The following is a 16429-nucleotide window of genomic DNA, read 5'->3' on the forward strand; positions in this document are numbered from 1 at the left end:
CAGAGGAAGAATATGAATAAGGCTTATACAACTTTAAGAAGGCTTATCAATTACAATTTTACTGGAAATGAATCAGAATTACATGTCACATTAACTTATGGAGAGGATATGCAAAGTCGTGAGAATGTGTCTGCTGATTTTAAAGCCTTTTGGAAAAGACTGAAATATGCTTATCCTACATGTGAATATATAGTAATTTATGAACCTACTGAAAAAGGGGTTTGGCATGTGCATGTTTTGATTAAAGACAGAAGAGGAAAAAGGTTATTCATACCAAAGGGCAGACTAAGTTATATGTGGAGAAAAGGATATGTTTGCGTAAACCGTATTTTAGATAATGATAATATTGCAGCATATTTTATGGGATTATTTTCGGATAGAAACAAAGAAAAATCAGGATCTAAGAAAGTAGAAAGAATTCCATACTATGCAAATAATTATCGCTTATACTCTCGCTCTAAGGGCATTAAAACCCCACCTCTTTACAAAGAAACTTATAAACAGGCATTAGAACGTGTGAAAGGATTAGAACCATGTTTCGAGAATGCTTATGGTATTTATGATTCAGGAGATGGAACAGAACTGAATGTAATTTATCATAAACAGTATAACAAAAGAAGAAAATAGTAAGCAGTAAAGAGTAAAAACGAAGAAACGTACTTAAATTAGTGGACTTTATCGGAGAAAGGAGATTTTCAGATATGAAAATAGAAGAATTACAGAACGATATTATTTCAAATGAGGAATTGCTAGAGGATATTTCTTACAATATGAAAAATTTGATTTGGTTAAGAACAGCTTTAGAAGTTATGGGATTCATGGAGTGCGACAGATGGAATCAGTTTAACTCTATGACAGATGAACTTAAAAGAACGTACAAGGAAGTTCAAAAGGACATGTTAAGTAATCAGGTATCAGACATATTGGAAGAAAAATAGAATACAATATGATAAATAGTTGGAAGAGGTAGGTTTATATGGAGATTGTCGTGCATTATCCGGAAGATAGGCAGGGAATCAGTGCTTTGAGAAAAGCAGTGGCAGAAACTCATAGTGAATACATATATTCCTATATAGAAAGACTTCAGTGTTCACAGGAACAAAAGAAGATGATTATAAAAAGCATTGATGAAATGCTGACTTAGAGACGAGTAGAAGGCTGGCGGTATCACATACTGCCAGTCTTTTGTTGCAAGAGAAGCGGATTCATCTTTCAGAAGTCTTTATTTGACAAATAAGATAAAAGAAATTGTTCCCCTAACCCGGCTTCGCTTAAAAAGAAAAAGGGCAGGAGAGGACGATAAGAAACATTTGTCCGTTGTGTTAAAAATAATTAAATAAATAGGAAATCAAACGATTTTCATGCCGGATTCAAGAAGTTTTTTATAAATATCTTTTGGGAGATTTCGATAGCCGTTTTCCCAACATTGCAAAGCGGTTCTCGATACGCCTAAAATGTCTGCAAGTTGTCGCTGAGTCAGTGAATTATCTTTGCGAAAAGATTTCAGAGAGGAAATTTGATGCTGATATAAAAAGAGATGATATGTATCTAATAGTTCGGACATTTTCAAGTGATAAAAATCAGCAAGTTTTTCTAAATCTCTAACAGGGAATTGTTCATAATCAGGATTTTCATAGTTGTTATACAAGGACAAGTGTATGTTTAAATATTCTGCAATATCTTTTTGTCGTAAACCTTTCATGTGTCTTGCATAGCGTAATTTTTCAGCAATGGTAGGAACATCTTCAATGGAAGAATAGAGTAAATGATATTGTTCTGATTCTGTAAGACGGTGTAAAGGATGGAAAATAAAATGATGGACATATAAAAGAGTGTGTTCAGATTCACTGGCATTGTGCCGGAATAAAAGAGCCATCCTGTTATTGATGATTTGCAGAGGTTTCCAGTTTGCGTATAAGGCTCGCTCATTCCGGTTTTCCAAATCCTTAAGAGCCGTTGCAATGGGGTTGCTTTGGAAATACATATGGTTCTCATGAACCTTATAATTAAGGGAAAACATAAGAAAACACTGATATTTCCTGTGTTTTCAGGCGATTCAGTGCTTTACTCGGATTCATGTTTGGTTGTCATTTGGGTCTTATAATACTCGGTCAGGATCATGTTAATCTGCTGGGAACGTGTACGATAGTTCGCTTTCGCATCCTTATCAATCTCAGCAACCAGTTCTTTGGACAAAGTAGTATAGACCTGAATATTGTTGGAACTGATAGCCATGTGGCACCTCCGATTCAATTTAATAGAATTATTCTATCATACTTCTTCGAGAGGGGCAATGTGAACTGAAAATTGAATAATTATTGTTACTGTAAAATTGGAACGGTCGTAAAGAAAATCTATGAATAGAGAACGATAAGAAAGGTAGAACAGACAATGAAGAAAACAATTTTTGAAGAGATGGGCGGTACTTATATCAGACATGGGGATTATCTTATCCCTGCTCTTACCTTACCGAAGGATGTAGGGCGGATTTTGCGGACATTCAAAATAAAAAAGAATGTGGAGGTAACAGACAATGGCAAAGACAATTTTTGAGGAAATGGGCGGCAAATACGAAAGGCAAGGCGATTATTTAATACCGTGCTTAACTGTACCCGCCGAAGAAGAACAGCCGATAGGCATCTGGGGACAGCGGCATTTGGATTATCTGAAGCATCACTGTAAAGTTACATACACCAATCTTCTTACAAGCGGCAGGCTAAACGCCTACCTTGCCGACATCAACAGACAGGCACAGGAACGCTTTGAAAGGCTCATAGAGGGTATGAAACAGGCACAGGGCATAACGGAACAGCTAAAGGCAGAAAACGCCTTAGAATGGACAGGATACCTCAATAACATAAGGGCTTGTGCGAGGGAGATTGTGGAAAAGGAAATTATTTTTGCATAAACAGATGATTAGTGGCAGGGGGAAATCCTGCCGCTTTTTCTGCTTTAGTTTGTCAGCTTGACAAATAAAGGGTTAAGGAATATAATTAGATTCAGTATTATACAAGGAGTTAATAAATATGCGGCAAGGTATTCTTAAATAAACTGTCAATTTGATAGTGGGAACAAAAAGTAGCAGTCCCGTTTCACTTTTAATATGGGGCTTAGTTTTTTGTACCCAGTTTAAGAATACTTTTATCATGTAATTTTATATGCCCGAAAACATATAAGTGTTTTGGGGCTATTGGAGTTATTTACCCAGTGATAGGAGTATTTATCACTGGGTATTTTTATGCCCTTTTTTGGGTGTTGATAGGAGGAAAATCACATGAAAATAATTAACTTAGGCATTCTGGCTCACGTTGACGCAGGAAAGACAACATTAACGGAAAGTTTATTATATACCAGTGGTGCAATTGCAGAACTAGGGAGCGTAGATGAAGGCACAACAAGGACAGATACAATGAATTTGGAGCGTCAAAGGGGAATCACTATCCAGACAGCAGTGACATCTTTTCAGTGGGAGGATGTAAAAGTCAACATTATAGATACGCCAGGCCATATGGATTTTTTGGCGGAAGTATACCGTTCTTTATCCGTTTTAGACGGAGCAGTATTATTAGTTTCTGCAAAGGATGGCATACAGGCACAGACCCGTATACTGTTTCATGCACTACAGACAATGAAGATTCCGACAATCTTTTTCATCAATAAAATTGACCAGGAGGGGATTGATTTGCCAATGGTATATCGGGAAATGAAAGCAAAGCTTTCTTCGGAAATTATAGTGAAGCAAAAGGTTGGGCAGCATCCCCATATAAATGTAACGGACAATGACAATATGGAACAGTGGGATGCGGTAATTATGGGAAACGATGAACTATTAGAGAAATATATGTCAGGGAAACCGTTTAAAATGTCAGAACTGGAACAGGAAGAAAACAGGAGATTCCAAAACGGAACGTTATTTCCCGTTTATCACGGAAGCGCTAAAAACAATCTGGGGATTCGGCAGCTTATAGAAGTGATTGCCAGTAAATTTTATTCATCAACGCCTGAAGGTCAATCTGAATTATGCGGGCAGGTTTTTAAGATTGAATATTCAGAGAAAAGGCGGCGTTTTGTTTATGTGCGTATATATAGCGGAACATTGCATTTGAGGGATGTTATTAGAATATCTGAAAAAGAGAAAATAAAAATCACAGAGATGTGTGTTCCGACAAACGGTGAATTATATTCATCCGATACAGCCTGCTCTGGTGATATTGTAATTTTACCAAATGATGTTTTGCAGCTAAACAGTATTTTGGGGAACGAAATGCTGTTGCCGCAGAGAAAATTTATTGAAAATCCTCTCCCTATGCTCCAAACAACGATTGCAGTAAAGAAATCTGAACAGCGGGAAATATTGCTTGGGGCACTTACAGAAATTTCAGATGGCGACCCTCTTTTAAAATATTATGTGGATACTACAACGCATGAGATTATACTTTCTTTTTTGGGGAATGTGCAGATGGAAGTCATTTGTGCCATTCTTGAGGAAAAATATCATGTGGAGGCAGAAATAAAAGAGCCTACTGTTATATATATGGAAAGACCGCTTAGAAAAGCAGAATATACCATCCACATAGAAGTCCCGCCAAATCCTTTCTGGGCTTCTGTCGGGTTGTCCATAGAGCCGCTCCCTATTGGAAGCGGAGTGCAGTATGAAAGCAGAGTTTCACTTGGATATTTAAACCAATCGTTCCAAAATGCGGTTATGGAGGGGGTTCTTTATGGCTGCGAGCAGGGGCTGTATGGATGGAAAGTGACAGACTGTAAAATCTGTTTTGAATATGGATTGTATTATAGTCCTGTAAGTACCCCCGCAGACTTTCGGCTGCTTTCCCCTATCGTATTGGAGCAGGCTTTAAAAAAAGCAGGGACAGAACTATTAGAGCCATATCTCCACTTTGAAATTTATGCACCGCAGGAATATCTCTCACGGGCGTATCATGATGCTCCAAGGTATTGTGCAGATATTGTAAGTACTCAGATAAAGAATGACGAGGTCATTCTGAAAGGAGAAATCCCTGCCAGATGTATTCAAGAATACAGGAACGATTTAACTTATTTCACAAATGGGCAGGGAGTCTGCTTGACAGAGTTAAAAGGATACCAGCCAGCTATTGGTAAATTTATTTGCCAACCCCGCCGCCCGAATAGCCGTATAGATAAGGTTCGGCATATGTTCCACAAGTTAGCTTAACAGCTTGCAAAAGTCATATAAAATGAGATTTGAAAGGATTAGAGACTAATTATGATGAAATGCGAATGGATATTGTGTCCTGTTTGTGGGAGCAAAACCCGTAATAAAATTAGGAAGGACACTGTTTTGGAGAATTATCCCCTTTATTGTCCAAAATGCAGACAAGAAAGCTTGATTAAAGTTGACAACTTGAAGATAACTGTCATCAAAGAGCCAGACGCTTAAGACGCAGAGCCGATGAAATTGTGGAACAATTCACGAATCATCGGCTCTTTTTGTTTCGTATTTGAAAGAACAAACTCACCAAATAAAAAAAACGATATTCGGGTGGGTTATTTTGTTATACCCTAAATTACCCTCTGAATTTGTTTTTAAATTTGGAGGGATTTTTTTATGTTCTTTTTTCGGGCGGTTATTCATCTGCTCATACGAAGTAAAATTTATCAATACATAGCATATCAGAGAATGGCAGGAAACCAGTTAAAAAAATTTCTGCCAGTGCAGCGGTACTTCTCACCTTGAAAGTAGAAGTACAATCTCCATACAACAGAATTTGTATTTCTTATAACCGTAAAGGTCACAGAGCCTTTGCGGTTTTTCTTTTGTCGATTTTTGTTGGAAAGTGCCGCAGGGCTGTTTCTTATATTAGGTGTCGTTCGCCGCCTCTCCATCTGGATTTTAGATTTCAAAAATTCAGATGGGAGGTACTTACGGTGAAGTATGCACCAAAAAAAGTATATATCAGAGAAAGCGGTGGCTATGTGGAATTATCTTACACGGACTTCTGCCGCCGCAGGCAAGCCGACCAGACCTATATGGACAAGCTGTTTATCCCCATTCAAGGATGTCTGCTTGAAGTTGTGAGGGAGCAATACACAGACTTCTACCGAGATAAGGAACGGTGGCGTTATCTGCAAAGATTAGATACAAAGAACAGCCTGATATCTCTGGACGGGTTTACAGACAGCGAGGGAAATCCTCTGGACTTTATCGCTGATGAAGCGATGGACGTTGCGGAAATCGTTGTCAATGCGGTCATGGTGGACAGGCTGAAAGCCGCCCTGCCTTTGCTGTCGGATAGTGAACAGGCATTGATTCATGCCATCTTCTTTGACGGACTTTCCGAGCGTGAAGTCGGGGCAAGGTTAGGCATAACCCAGAGCGTTGTGAACAAACGGAAAGCCAGAATCCTAATAAAACTAAGAAAGATAATAGAAAATTAAAATTTAAGGCGTTCAGCCCCCTTGTTTTTTCCTTTGGGAAGATGAGGGGGTTTTTCTCTGCCCTCTCAATCAATTCTGATTGGAGGAAGTAAGAATGGCATACAACCACGGACGGGAGGACAGGAAATGGCGTATCTGGAAAGAAGCGGAGGAAAAGCTGCTGCGTGAGTGCGGCGTTGATGAAGCGACCATTGAGCAGATACGAATAGCGGACAGGGCAGACTTCAATTCCAACAGGCGGTTTTACCGATGGACGAATGACGTTGCGGAATACCTTGAGGACATGGCAGACAGGGAGCGGCAGGCGGAAGTGGGTACGGTTGCGGAGTTACTGGACGAGATTGAGAGCGAAAATCTCTATCAAGTATTAGTCAAGGTGGACGGGCGTACCTTGAAAATCGTCCTGCTGAAAATGCAGGGGTATTCCACAAAGGAGATTGCCCCGCTCTTGCATTTGACGACTGGTGCCATCTATGCGAGGTTAGACCATCTGCGGAAGAAGCTGCGGAAAATTTTATAAACGTCTAATACATCCCATTATCCTGCGGGCTACTGGGTGGGGAGTGGAATCTCCCCGCTTATTTTTTGGCAGGAGGACAGAGGGATGGCATACAGGGTTAAGGCATACACGCTTCGGGAGGAATCCACGGAAAGCGGCACAAGGTATTTTATCAGCTTTAAGGACGGGCAGGGCAAATCCCACGAGTTGGAAGTGTCGGAACAGTTCTTTATGGAGTTTCGGCAGATGGAACGCAGGAACAGGAATCTTCTCCAATGGGACGAGCGGCACAGGGAGTTTAACGAGGTATGGGACGAAACCCTTTACAGACGGGCGTTGCGTGTGCCTAAGAGCCTTGATGAACGCATGATTGAGGAAGAACGGAATGAAACGCTCTGTAAGGCGATTGAGAGCCTGCCAGAGATACAAAGGCGGCGTTTCCTGCTCTACTATGAGCATGATTTCAATTTTTATCAAATCGCTGCGATGGAGCATTGCACTGCTTCAGCAATACAGAAATCTGTTGCGATTGCAAAGGAGAAAGTAAAGGCGGAAATGAAGAAATATCTCCAACCGTGACTGATACCGCCCAAAAAAGAAATCTGTTTTTTATTTGTGTGGGATTGGCGGCATTACATACTCTCACTTTTTTTCGTGGGAGTAAATCTATTTGTAAGGAGGTCAACGCCTATGTGCAACGAAAACAAAGACACCGCCCGAAAGGAGGAAAGCCATGCAGAAGTTACAGACAGTCAACGCCGAAACGCTCCTTTATGAACCGCTTGAGAAACCGTCCTTTGTGGTGGACAGCCTTATCCCGACAGGCTTATCGTTGTTCTGCGGCTCACAGAAGATAGGCAAAAGCTGGCTCATGCTGAAGCTATGCTTATGCGTGTCGCAGGGAATCCCTTTATGGGATATGCCGACAATGGAGGGCGATGTGCTTTACCTCTGCCTTGAGGACACGTTCTGCCGCATACAAAGCAGGCTGTTCCGCTTGACGGACGAAGCGAGCGGGCGGCTCCACTTTGCCGTGGCAAGCTGCAAGCTGTCAGACGGTCTTATCGTGCAGTTGGAGGATTATCTGAAAGACCATCCAGACAGCAGGCTCATTGTCATTGACACTTTGCAGAAAGTCCGTACAGCTTCAAAAGACAATGCCTATGCAAGCGACTATGGGGACATCTCCCTCATCAAAGACTTTGCCGACAGGCACTCTCTGGCGGTCATTGTCGTACACCACATCCGAAAGCAGAATGACAGCGACGTGTTCAACAAGGTGTCTGGGACGACAGGCTTAACGGGGAGTGCGGACGCTACTTTTGTTCTGGAAAAGGAGAAACGTGCGTCTGACACCGCCAAGCTGTATGTGACGGGCAGGGACACGCCCTATCAGGAATACACGCTCCGTTTCCGTGATTGCAGTTGGGAACTGGTGGAGAGGAAAACACAGGAGCAGCTTGCAAAAGAAACGATACCAGATATTCTTTTTCGGTTAGTGGATTTTATGAGGGATAAGGAAGAATGGGCAGGCACGGCAACGGAACTGTTAGCCGCTATGGGGGAAACGGAAACCGTACCCACGGTGATTACGAAATGGCTGAATGAATACCGCACCACATTTTTAAGTGAGAACCGTATCTGCTACCAGTACAGCCGCAGGAAAGACGGCAGGCAGATTGCCCTTGCAAGGTGGGAGGGTGACAGCGGTGACGGTGGTGACAGCGATATTGGGATACCCCCTGTTACTGTCATTGACGCTTAAAGCCGTGTAAAGTTGGCGGCTCTGCCCTGCGGGTGACAGCGGTGACAGTGGTGACAGTGATTTTAGGATACCCTGCCGCTGTCATCCCTACGGGAGAACACCCCGTAAACGCAAAGTGCAGGCGTGGGATTCACCCACCCTTTTCGGCGTGTGGAATCCACCCCTGCGGTCAGAAAAATCCTTCCGATTTTTCTGACTGCGTTTACAGGGTGTAACACACTACACTTTGCCCTGCAAAGTCGTGTGCCAGACGTTCCCTCTGGACTCCCTTATGGCAGGTCTTACGCCCTGCTATCCTGCGCTTTGCGGCTTCGGATAAAAGAATATCGGGGTGACGGTGACGGCAATAAGGGGGTATCCCAAAACTGCTGTCACTGCCGTCACCGCTGTCACCCAAAGGGCAGTTACCCGCCGAAGAAAGGAAGATGATGGATTATGCCATACGCAATCCTGCGTTTCCAGAAACGCAAGGCGAGCGGCGTTGCGGCTTGTGAACGCCACAACGAGCGGAAGAAAGAAGCCTATAAAAGCAACCCAGATATAGATATGGAACGCTCTAAAAATAACTACCACCTTGTAAAACCGCCACGCTACACCTACAAGAAAGAGATTAACCGCATGGTAGCCGAAGCAGGGTGCAGGACGAGGAAAGACAGCGTGATGATGGTGGAAACACTTATCACGGCTTCGCCAGAATTTATGAACAGCCTGCCGCCAGAGGAACAGAAAGCGTATTTTACAATGGCTCTGGACTTCATTTCGGAGCGTGTCGGGGAGAAAAATATCCTCTCCGCAGTCGTACACATGGACGAGAGAACGCCGCATATGCACCTCTGCTTTGTGCCGATTACGCCAGACAACAAGCTGTCAGCAAAGTCTATTTTAGGCAACCAGAAATCATTATCCGAGTGGCAGACCGCCTACCATGAGCGGATGTCCTCACGGTGGAATCAGCTTGAACGGGGGCAGTCCTCAATGGAAACGAAGCGGAAACATGTCCCCACATGGCTCTATAAATTGGGCGGCAGGCTTGATAAACAGTATGGGGAAATCGTGTCTGCCCTGTCCGACATCAACGCCTTTAACGCAGGGAAGAAGCGTGACAAGGCTCTGGAACTGATAGCGGCATGGCTCCCAGACGTGGAGAAATTCTCTAAAGAAATCGGGAAACAGCAGGCGTATATCGACAGTTTGAAAGAGAGAATCGGGCAGGAATCAGACTATGCGGGGCGTATGCGTGATGAAAAGTACGAGCAGGAATTAAAGGTGCAGAAAGCGAATCAGAAGATATTTGAATTGCAGAGAACCAACGAGCAGATGGGGCGGCTACTCTCAAAAATACCGCCCGAAGTGTTGGAAGAATTACAGAGAACAGGCAGAAACAAATCAAGAGAAAGGTAAAAAGTGAATGAAAAAACAGGATTTTAAGGTGTTAAAGACCAAAGACTTGTACCCGTTTCCCGACAATCCGTTTCATGTGGCAGAGGATGAAACGCTGTCAGAGTTAGCAGAAAGCATTAAGGAATTTGGCATTGTTACGCCGATAATCACACGCCCGAAAGAGGACGGAAATGGTTATGAATTGATTGCGGGACAGCGGCGTGTCCGTGCGTCTGAACTTGCAGGAATAAACACAATCCCCGCTTTTGTTCTGCCCTTAGACCGTGACCGAGCCATCATCACCCTTGTAGACAGTAATTTACAGCGTGAAAATATCCTGCCATCGGAGCGGGCGTTTGCCTACAAGATGAAATCCGAAGCCATGAAGCGGCAGGGTTTCCGCACAGACTTAACCTCGTCACAAGTTGTGACGAAGTTGCGGACGGACGACATGGTGGCACAGGGCTTCGGCGTGGGCAGGATGACCGTGCAGCGTTTTATCCGCCTGACGGAACTGATACCGCCGATTTTGCAGATGGTGGATGAGGGGAGAATCGCCCTCACGCCTGCGGTGGAACTGTCCTTTTTGAAGAAAGACGAGCAGGAGAATTTGTCTGCCACAATGGAGAGTGAAGAAGCAACGCCCTCACTCTCACAGGCACAGCGGATGAAAAGTCTAAGCCAGAGTGGGCGGCTTGACATGGATACGATATTTTCGATTATGACGGAGGAAAAGGGCAACCAGAAAGAAACCTTAAAAATCAATACAAGCAAACTGAAAAAATACTTTCCGAAGAACACAACGCCGAAGCAGATGGAGGAAACCATCATCCGACTTCTGGAACGTGATTTGCAGAGGAAACGTAACCGTGACAGCCGCTAATCTTCTCTTTTCGGGAGGTAAATACAGGAATTTGGAACAGGAGAAATACAGAATTTTAAGGAAAATGAGGTAAGGAATGAGAGAAATCCAGTATGAGATTGTAAAGGAAATCGCCGTATTGTCTGCGAGTGATAGCGGATACACAAAGGAAATCAATCTTATCTCATGGAACGGGAGAGAGCCGAAATATGACATCCGCAGCTTTTCCCCGAACCGTGAGAAGTGCGGGAAAGGTATCACGTTGAACGCTGATGAAACGGCGGCACTCCTTGAAGCATTACAGAAAGAATTGAACAGCGGGGATTGATGGTATCTGATTGACAGGGTGGGGCGTTTCCAGACGTTCTCCTGCCCTGTCTGGAAAGGAAGATTTAAGTATGGGCGAGGATAAGAAAACAGATAAAAAGAGAAAGCGTATCGTGCCGAAAGCACCAGTGCAGATGATAATCAGCCGTGAATATGTCGGCACACAGACAGTCACAGAAGCGTTTATCCCGATTATCTCCGAGGATATTCGGAAGAAGATTGCCGAGGGCGACACCTTCGACAATGAGGGGCTGTCCGCTTAGAATGTACGCAATGGGACATGAAAACAGATAGGACAGATACGGAGGTTTTACAGTATGGCAGGAATCAAAGAAGAAAAGAAAATCTATTTAGTCGGCATTTATTGTCGCTTATCTAAAGACGATGGTACGGATAACGAGAGTGCGAGCATTGCGACACAGAAATCCATCCTCGCGGATTATGTGAAAAAGCAGGGATGGCACATAGCAAAAACGTATGTGGACGATGGTTATTCTGGTACGAATTTTCAAAGACCTAGTTTCCAGAACATGATAAAAGACATTGAAAACGGACTGATAAACTGCGTGATTACAAAAGATTTATCACGTCTGGGGAGGAATTACCTTGACTGCGGACTGTATCTGGAAGTGTTTTTCCCAGAGCATAACGTGAGGTATATAGCGGTCAATGACGGCGTGGACACGCTCAATAAATCGGCGATGGACATCACGCCTTTCCGCAACATCCTAAACGAAATGTATTCTGCCGATGTGTCGGTCAAGATAAAATCGGCGTACCGTGCGAGGTTTCAGCAGGGGAAATTCATGGGAACAACAGCCCCTTATGGCTATGTCAAAGACCCTGCCGACCACAACCATCTGTTGATAGATGACAAGGTTGCCCATGTGGTAAGGGAGATATTCGACCTTGCGTTAGCGGGCAACGGAATCGCCAAAATCCGTAAGCACATCAACAAACAGCATATCCTACGCCCTGCCGCTTATGCGGTCACACAGGGGGCGATAGGCTATGAGCGGCACTTTGAAGATAACGAGGAGAACCGTTATATTTGGAGCGAGAACAGCATAAGGGGAATTTTAAGAAGCCCGATATATGCGGGAAACCTTGCAGGCTACAAGCGGATTGCCGCCAACATGAAAAGCAAGAAACGCCCCTCTAAGCTGCCCGAAGAATGGGAAGTGATACCCGATACCCATGAGGGGATAGTCACGCAGGAAGAATTTGATACCGTACAGCAGCTTATGACGAGCCGCAGGCGGGAGCAGAACGCAGGGGGATTTGAGAATATCTTTTCGGGCGTTATCAAATGTGCGGACTGCGGCTATGCAATGCGGGCGGCGAGTGCCAACAGGAGGAAACGCCCCGACATCATCGACTGCGTACAATATACCTGCAATAATTATGGCAGATATGGCAATGTTATGTGTACCGCACACAGCATTGAAGCGAGGGATTTATTCAACGCTGTCCTTGCCGACATCAACCGATTTGCGGATATGGCGGTCAATGATGAAAAGGCGGTAAGGGCGATTGAAAAGCGGCTCACGGAAACAGACCAGAGCAGGGCAAGGGCACTGGAAAAGGAGCAGAGAAAGCTAAACAAACGCCTTGCAGAACTGGACAGGCTGTTTTCCTCACTCTATGAAGATAAGGTGATGGAGCGTATTACGGAGCGGAATTTTGAGATGATGTCGGGGAAATACCAGAAAGAGCAGCTTGAAATTGAAGCAAGGCTGAAAGAGGTAACGGAAACGCTCAACGACAGCTATGAGAAATCGCAGGGTGTCCGTGACTTCCTCTCCCTAATCCGCAACTATCAAGGTATTAAGGAACTGGACGCAACCATCATAAATGCACTCATAGACAAGATACTTGTTTCGGAGCGTGAGAAACTTGCGGACGGGACAGTAAGACAGGAAATTAAGATTTATTATAAATTCATCGGCTTTGTCGGTGAATTACATATCACACCCACAAAGCGGTGGACAGCGTTAAAGCCTAAGAATTGTACGGTGTGCGGCATTGAATATGTTCCCCGCTCTGCAATATCAAAGTATTGCCCAGAGTGCAGGAAAAGGATAAGAAAGGTTCAAGGAACGGAAACGAAACGCAGGAGCAGGGAGCGAAACAGACAGGCATGTATTGAACTGTCCGCAAAAAATGACCGACTGAAGAAGAACAAAGGGTTGTCGGTGTATGGGGACAAAGACATTTGCGGTATTTGAAGGAATACCGCAGATTGCTATATCTGAATATGCTTACAAGCGGCAGGCTGAATGGTTATTTGGCTGATATAGAAGAACAGGCACAGGAACGCTTTGAAAGACTTGTAGAACAGATGAAACAGGCACAAGGCATTACAGAACAGCTAAAGGTGGAAAATGTCTTGGAATGGGTAGGAAGAATGAATAATATACAAGCGTGTGCGAGGGAGATTGTAGATAAAGAGATAATTTATCAATAGTGAAATGTGGTCTGAATAAGGTATAAAATATAGCAGGGTCTCATAAGATAAAATTGTAATTGCATTTTCCACATAGTTCGTGTAGAATGTAATTAGAAAAGCTGTGCATCAGCGGTGGGTTGACACCTAAAATCTGATACGTTTTCCGAACGAAGGTGTCGGAGGTTGGCAGGCAACGGAAAAACCTGATATTTTCCAGACGAAGGTGCTGGAGGTTGGCAGACAACGGAAAAATCAACCATGAGAAGGGAATGTTTAGTGCTGCGGCATGAACATTCCCTTCTCTAAATTTTATAGGATAAGGATTAAGTTATGGACAAAAGACGTGCAATTCAGATTATGACAAAAGCGGCACAATTATATAAAGAACAACTTGAGGATCAGAAAGTTTTGTTCCTATATGGCTTACCAAAAGAAGTGAACAAGCAATTACAGGAAAGGAATAAGATTTTGTCATCTGTACAAGGATATGAGGTCGCCTTCCATAGATACAATTTTTTACATCTGACAGGAGTTCGATTGAATAAAAAAGATACATCTTCTGCAATTCATTTTTACCAGAAATGTCTGGATAAGCGATTAACGGAAAATGATTTTTCTTTTGCAAAAGATGGCTCTACGGGACAGAAGTTAGATATATTGGAACGGATGATGCTTATTAAGAAAAATGTAACAATGATAGGAGAATTTACAGACCGAGGACCGAAATTGTTTACTGAAAAAGCTGCCGGAAATATCTGTGGTTGTATTGGTTTTGTCAAAGATAAAAATACGAAATTAAATGTGCCGAATACATTGCTGAAAAAGGATATTAGAGATGTAACAGCACAGCCTACATATAAAGTGTTTGCTGTCATATCAAAACATTATACAGACGAGAAATATACAAATCTTATGAAACTGGATAAATGTATTGATTTGAAAGAGTGTTGTTTCTCAGAAACAATAGAAAATATGATAGATAGAGAAAATCTATAATGAAATATAAAACCATGCTACTGCTTTTCAAAACAGTATCATGGTTTTATTTGTTTGTTACATTTCAATGCAACTATTTACTTTACAAAACTGGAAATGATATAATTATCATTGATTTTAAAAGAAAGTAGAGCGAATGATGAGCGAAAAGTTACTGATTGTTGAAGATGACAAAAAATTAAATGATGGAATACGCCTTGCCTTGAAGAATGATTCCTATTTCTTTTATCAGTGCAGAACTTTGCAGGAAGCGAGAGATATCCTAAACAGGGAAGATATAACATTGGTTTTATTAGATGTAAACTTGCCAGATGGAAATGGAATTGATTTTGTAAGAGAAATCAGGAAAAACAGTCAAGTACCGATTATTCTGCTTACTGTAAATAACATGGAAGTAGATATCGTAACAGGATTGGAAGCTGGGGCAAATGATTATATTACGAAACCATTTAGTTTGATGGTTCTGCGTGCAAGGGTATCTGTGCAGCTTAGAAATAAAGAGGCAACAGCAAAGGATTCTATGGAGTTCGATGGACTTGAGTTCTATTTCGATAAAATGGAATTTTTTAAAAACAGAGAACCGATTGAACTTAGTAAGACTGAACAAAAGTTATTGCGAGTGTTGTGTGAAAATAAAGGTAAAGTATTGAAACGAGAATACTTGATCGACGAGGTATGGCAGGGGGATACAGAGTTTGTGGATGCCCATGCCCTGACTGTTGCAATCAAACGTCTCAGAGATAAATTGGAAGATGATGTACAGAAGCCTAAATATATCAAGACGGTTTACGGAATTGGTTATACATGGGCGGTGAAAGAATGACAGAAAAAATTATATGGGTTGCAGGAATATTTCTCCTGAGCGGAGTATTTTGGTACTGTATTTTTTATCAGAAAGAAAAAAGGCTTTTGAACCGGCTGCAGCAAATGCTGGATTGTGCGATAGATGGAGAATTGGAACGGACAGAAATATCTGAAGAAAAGTATTCTACCCTTGAAAACAGCATGAAACAGTATTTAGACAGTAATTTTCTGGCAAGAAAGAACCAGCAGGAGCAGAAAGAAGTGATACAGAAACTTATTTCCGACATTGCACATCAGACATTGACTCCTATTTCAAATTTGAAAATTTATGGGGAAATACTCTCTGAATCGAATCATGAAAATCAGGAAGAGATAGATACCATTTTGGAACAGACGGAGAAACTAGATTTTCTGATACAATCACTGGCCAAATTATCTCGGATGGAGAGTGGGATTATCGCAGTACACCCAGAAAAGGTTGGTATCAGGCAGTTGCTGGAGGATATTCGGCAGCAGTTTGCTGCAAAAGCAAGGGAGAAGAATATTACCTTGAGTGTGTGCGATACAGATTTGTATGTTATCTGTGATTTGAAATGGACGGCAGAGGCACTTGGAAATATCGTAGACAATGCGATTAAATACACGCTGGGCGGAGGAACAGTCCAGATGAAAGTGGAGAAGTATTCTTCCTTTGTGAAGGTTGATGTAATCGACGATGGTATTGGAATCAAAAAGGAAGAAATACCAAAGATATTTGGAAGGTTTTACCGAAGCCTGTCAGTAGCGGATCAACCAGGGGTAGGAGTTGGTTTATTTCTTGCAAGAGAGATTATTCAGGCGCAAAAAGGATATGTGAAAGTGAAATCAGAGATTGGGAAAGGTTCCACATTTTCTGTGTTTCTTCCCGTATAAGGTGCGAATAGTATCAAA

The 16429-nt window shown here is 42.6% G+C and carries 21 protein-coding genes and 1 pseudogene; 20 read left to right on the plus strand and 2 right to left on the minus strand.

Annotated features, from left to right (window positions below):
• Window positions 1-12 precede the first annotated feature (12 nt).
• The 3 genes from AC6I5B_RS04180 (at window position 13) to AC6I5B_RS04190 (ending at window position 1144) form a co-directional block, all read left to right on the plus strand.
• Window positions 13-627 (plus strand): rolling circle replication-associated protein, encoded by a 615-nt coding sequence (locus AC6I5B_RS04180; protein WP_459632995.1) that lies wholly within the window; start codon window positions 13-15, stop codon window positions 625-627.
• 74 nt (window positions 628-701) lie between these two features.
• Window positions 702-938: a hypothetical protein gene (locus tag AC6I5B_RS04185; RefSeq protein ID WP_278826345.1), complete on the plus strand. Its 237-nt coding sequence runs from the start codon at window positions 702-704 to the stop codon at window positions 936-938.
• A 38-nt stretch (window positions 939-976) separates the two neighbouring features.
• Window positions 977-1144 (plus strand): hypothetical protein, encoded by a 168-nt coding sequence (locus AC6I5B_RS04190; protein WP_154323040.1) that lies wholly within the window; start codon window positions 977-979, stop codon window positions 1142-1144.
• A gap of 204 nt (window positions 1145-1348) precedes the next feature.
• Here AC6I5B_RS04190 and AC6I5B_RS04195 read toward each other — a convergent pair whose 3' ends face one another.
• The gene (locus tag AC6I5B_RS04195) at window positions 1349-1984 is read right to left on the minus strand and encodes a helix-turn-helix transcriptional regulator (RefSeq protein WP_459632996.1); all 636 of its coding nucleotides are present in this window, start codon (window positions 1982-1984) and stop codon (window positions 1349-1351) included.
• Window positions 1985-2064: 80 nt separating this feature from the next.
• Window positions 2065-2235, minus strand: a complete 171-nt coding sequence (locus tag AC6I5B_RS04200) for a hypothetical protein (RefSeq protein ID WP_004614765.1) — start codon at window positions 2233-2235, stop codon at window positions 2065-2067.
• Window positions 2236-2391: 156 nt separating this feature from the next.
• Between AC6I5B_RS04200 and AC6I5B_RS04205 the strand changes: the two genes are divergently transcribed.
• The 17 genes and pseudogenes from AC6I5B_RS04205 to AC6I5B_RS04285 all read left to right on the plus strand — a co-directional run bounded on the left by AC6I5B_RS04205 (window position 2392) and on the right by AC6I5B_RS04285 (window position 16411).
• Window positions 2392-2553, plus strand: a complete 162-nt coding sequence (locus AC6I5B_RS04205) for a hypothetical protein (protein ID WP_459639985.1) — start codon at window positions 2392-2394, stop codon at window positions 2551-2553.
• On the plus strand, window positions 2534-2908 hold the full coding sequence (locus AC6I5B_RS04210; protein ID WP_055169973.1) for a TnpV protein: 375 nt from the start codon (window positions 2534-2536) through the stop codon (window positions 2906-2908). Before AC6I5B_RS04205 ends, AC6I5B_RS04210 begins: the two co-directional genes overlap by 20 nt.
• A gap of 366 nt (window positions 2909-3274) precedes the next feature.
• Window positions 3275-5194: a tetracycline resistance ribosomal protection protein Tet(O) gene (gene tet(O) / locus AC6I5B_RS04215; RefSeq protein WP_459639986.1), complete on the plus strand. Its 1920-nt coding sequence runs from the start codon at window positions 3275-3277 to the stop codon at window positions 5192-5194.
• A gap of 54 nt (window positions 5195-5248) precedes the next feature.
• Entirely contained in the window at window positions 5249-5419 is a 171-nt protein-coding gene (locus AC6I5B_RS04220) for a cysteine-rich KTR domain-containing protein (protein WP_223213393.1), read from the plus strand.
• A gap of 488 nt (window positions 5420-5907) precedes the next feature.
• Window positions 5908-6417 (plus strand): sigma-70 family RNA polymerase sigma factor, encoded by a 510-nt coding sequence (locus AC6I5B_RS04225; RefSeq protein ID WP_459639987.1) that lies wholly within the window; start codon window positions 5908-5910, stop codon window positions 6415-6417.
• A gap of 94 nt (window positions 6418-6511) precedes the next feature.
• The gene (locus tag AC6I5B_RS04230) at window positions 6512-6937 is read left to right on the plus strand and encodes an RNA polymerase sigma factor (protein ID WP_459639988.1); all 426 of its coding nucleotides are present in this window, start codon (window positions 6512-6514) and stop codon (window positions 6935-6937) included.
• An 84-nt stretch (window positions 6938-7021) separates the two neighbouring features.
• Complete coding sequence (locus AC6I5B_RS04235) at window positions 7022-7495, plus strand: RNA polymerase sigma factor (protein ID WP_459639989.1); 474 nt, start codon at window positions 7022-7024, stop codon at window positions 7493-7495.
• A 154-nt stretch (window positions 7496-7649) separates the two neighbouring features.
• On the plus strand, window positions 7650-8681 hold the full coding sequence (locus AC6I5B_RS04240; RefSeq protein ID WP_459639990.1) for an AAA family ATPase: 1032 nt from the start codon (window positions 7650-7652) through the stop codon (window positions 8679-8681).
• A 435-nt stretch (window positions 8682-9116) separates the two neighbouring features.
• On the plus strand, window positions 9117-10082 hold the full coding sequence (gene mobV, locus AC6I5B_RS04245) for a MobV family relaxase (RefSeq protein ID WP_459639991.1): 966 nt from the start codon (window positions 9117-9119) through the stop codon (window positions 10080-10082).
• Window positions 10083-10089: 7 nt separating this feature from the next.
• Window positions 10090-10944, plus strand: a complete 855-nt coding sequence (locus AC6I5B_RS04250; RefSeq protein ID WP_497773635.1) for a ParB/RepB/Spo0J family partition protein — start codon at window positions 10090-10092, stop codon at window positions 10942-10944.
• 76 nt (window positions 10945-11020) lie between these two features.
• Window positions 11021-11251 carry a YdbC family protein gene (locus AC6I5B_RS04255; protein ID WP_459639993.1) on the plus strand — a complete coding sequence of 77 codons (231 nt, stop codon included), beginning with the start codon at window positions 11021-11023 and terminating at the stop codon, window positions 11249-11251.
• A gap of 70 nt (window positions 11252-11321) precedes the next feature.
• Window positions 11322-11513 (plus strand): hypothetical protein, encoded by a 192-nt coding sequence (locus AC6I5B_RS04260; RefSeq protein WP_044557958.1) that lies wholly within the window; start codon window positions 11322-11324, stop codon window positions 11511-11513.
• A 54-nt stretch (window positions 11514-11567) separates the two neighbouring features.
• Window positions 11568-13478 carry a recombinase family protein gene (locus tag AC6I5B_RS04265; protein ID WP_497773636.1) on the plus strand — a complete coding sequence of 637 codons (1911 nt, stop codon included), beginning with the start codon at window positions 11568-11570 and terminating at the stop codon, window positions 13476-13478.
• Window positions 13418-13717, plus strand: a pseudogene (locus tag AC6I5B_RS04270) (TnpV protein); the annotation flags it as partial. The gene AC6I5B_RS04265 and the pseudogene AC6I5B_RS04270, both read left to right, overlap by 61 nt.
• A 312-nt stretch (window positions 13718-14029) precedes the next feature.
• Entirely contained in the window at window positions 14030-14695 is a 666-nt protein-coding gene (locus AC6I5B_RS04275) for a PBECR4 domain-containing protein (RefSeq protein ID WP_257465711.1), read from the plus strand.
• Between the two features lie 139 nt (window positions 14696-14834).
• Window positions 14835-15518 (plus strand): response regulator transcription factor, encoded by a 684-nt coding sequence (locus tag AC6I5B_RS04280; RefSeq protein WP_257464070.1) that lies wholly within the window; start codon window positions 14835-14837, stop codon window positions 15516-15518.
• Complete coding sequence (locus AC6I5B_RS04285) at window positions 15515-16411, plus strand: sensor histidine kinase (protein WP_497773637.1); 897 nt, start codon at window positions 15515-15517, stop codon at window positions 16409-16411. Before AC6I5B_RS04280 ends, AC6I5B_RS04285 begins: the two co-directional genes overlap by 4 nt.
• Window positions 16412-16429 lie beyond the last annotated feature (18 nt).

The sequence above is a fragment of the Faecalimonas nexilis genome, assembly GCF_059731825.1.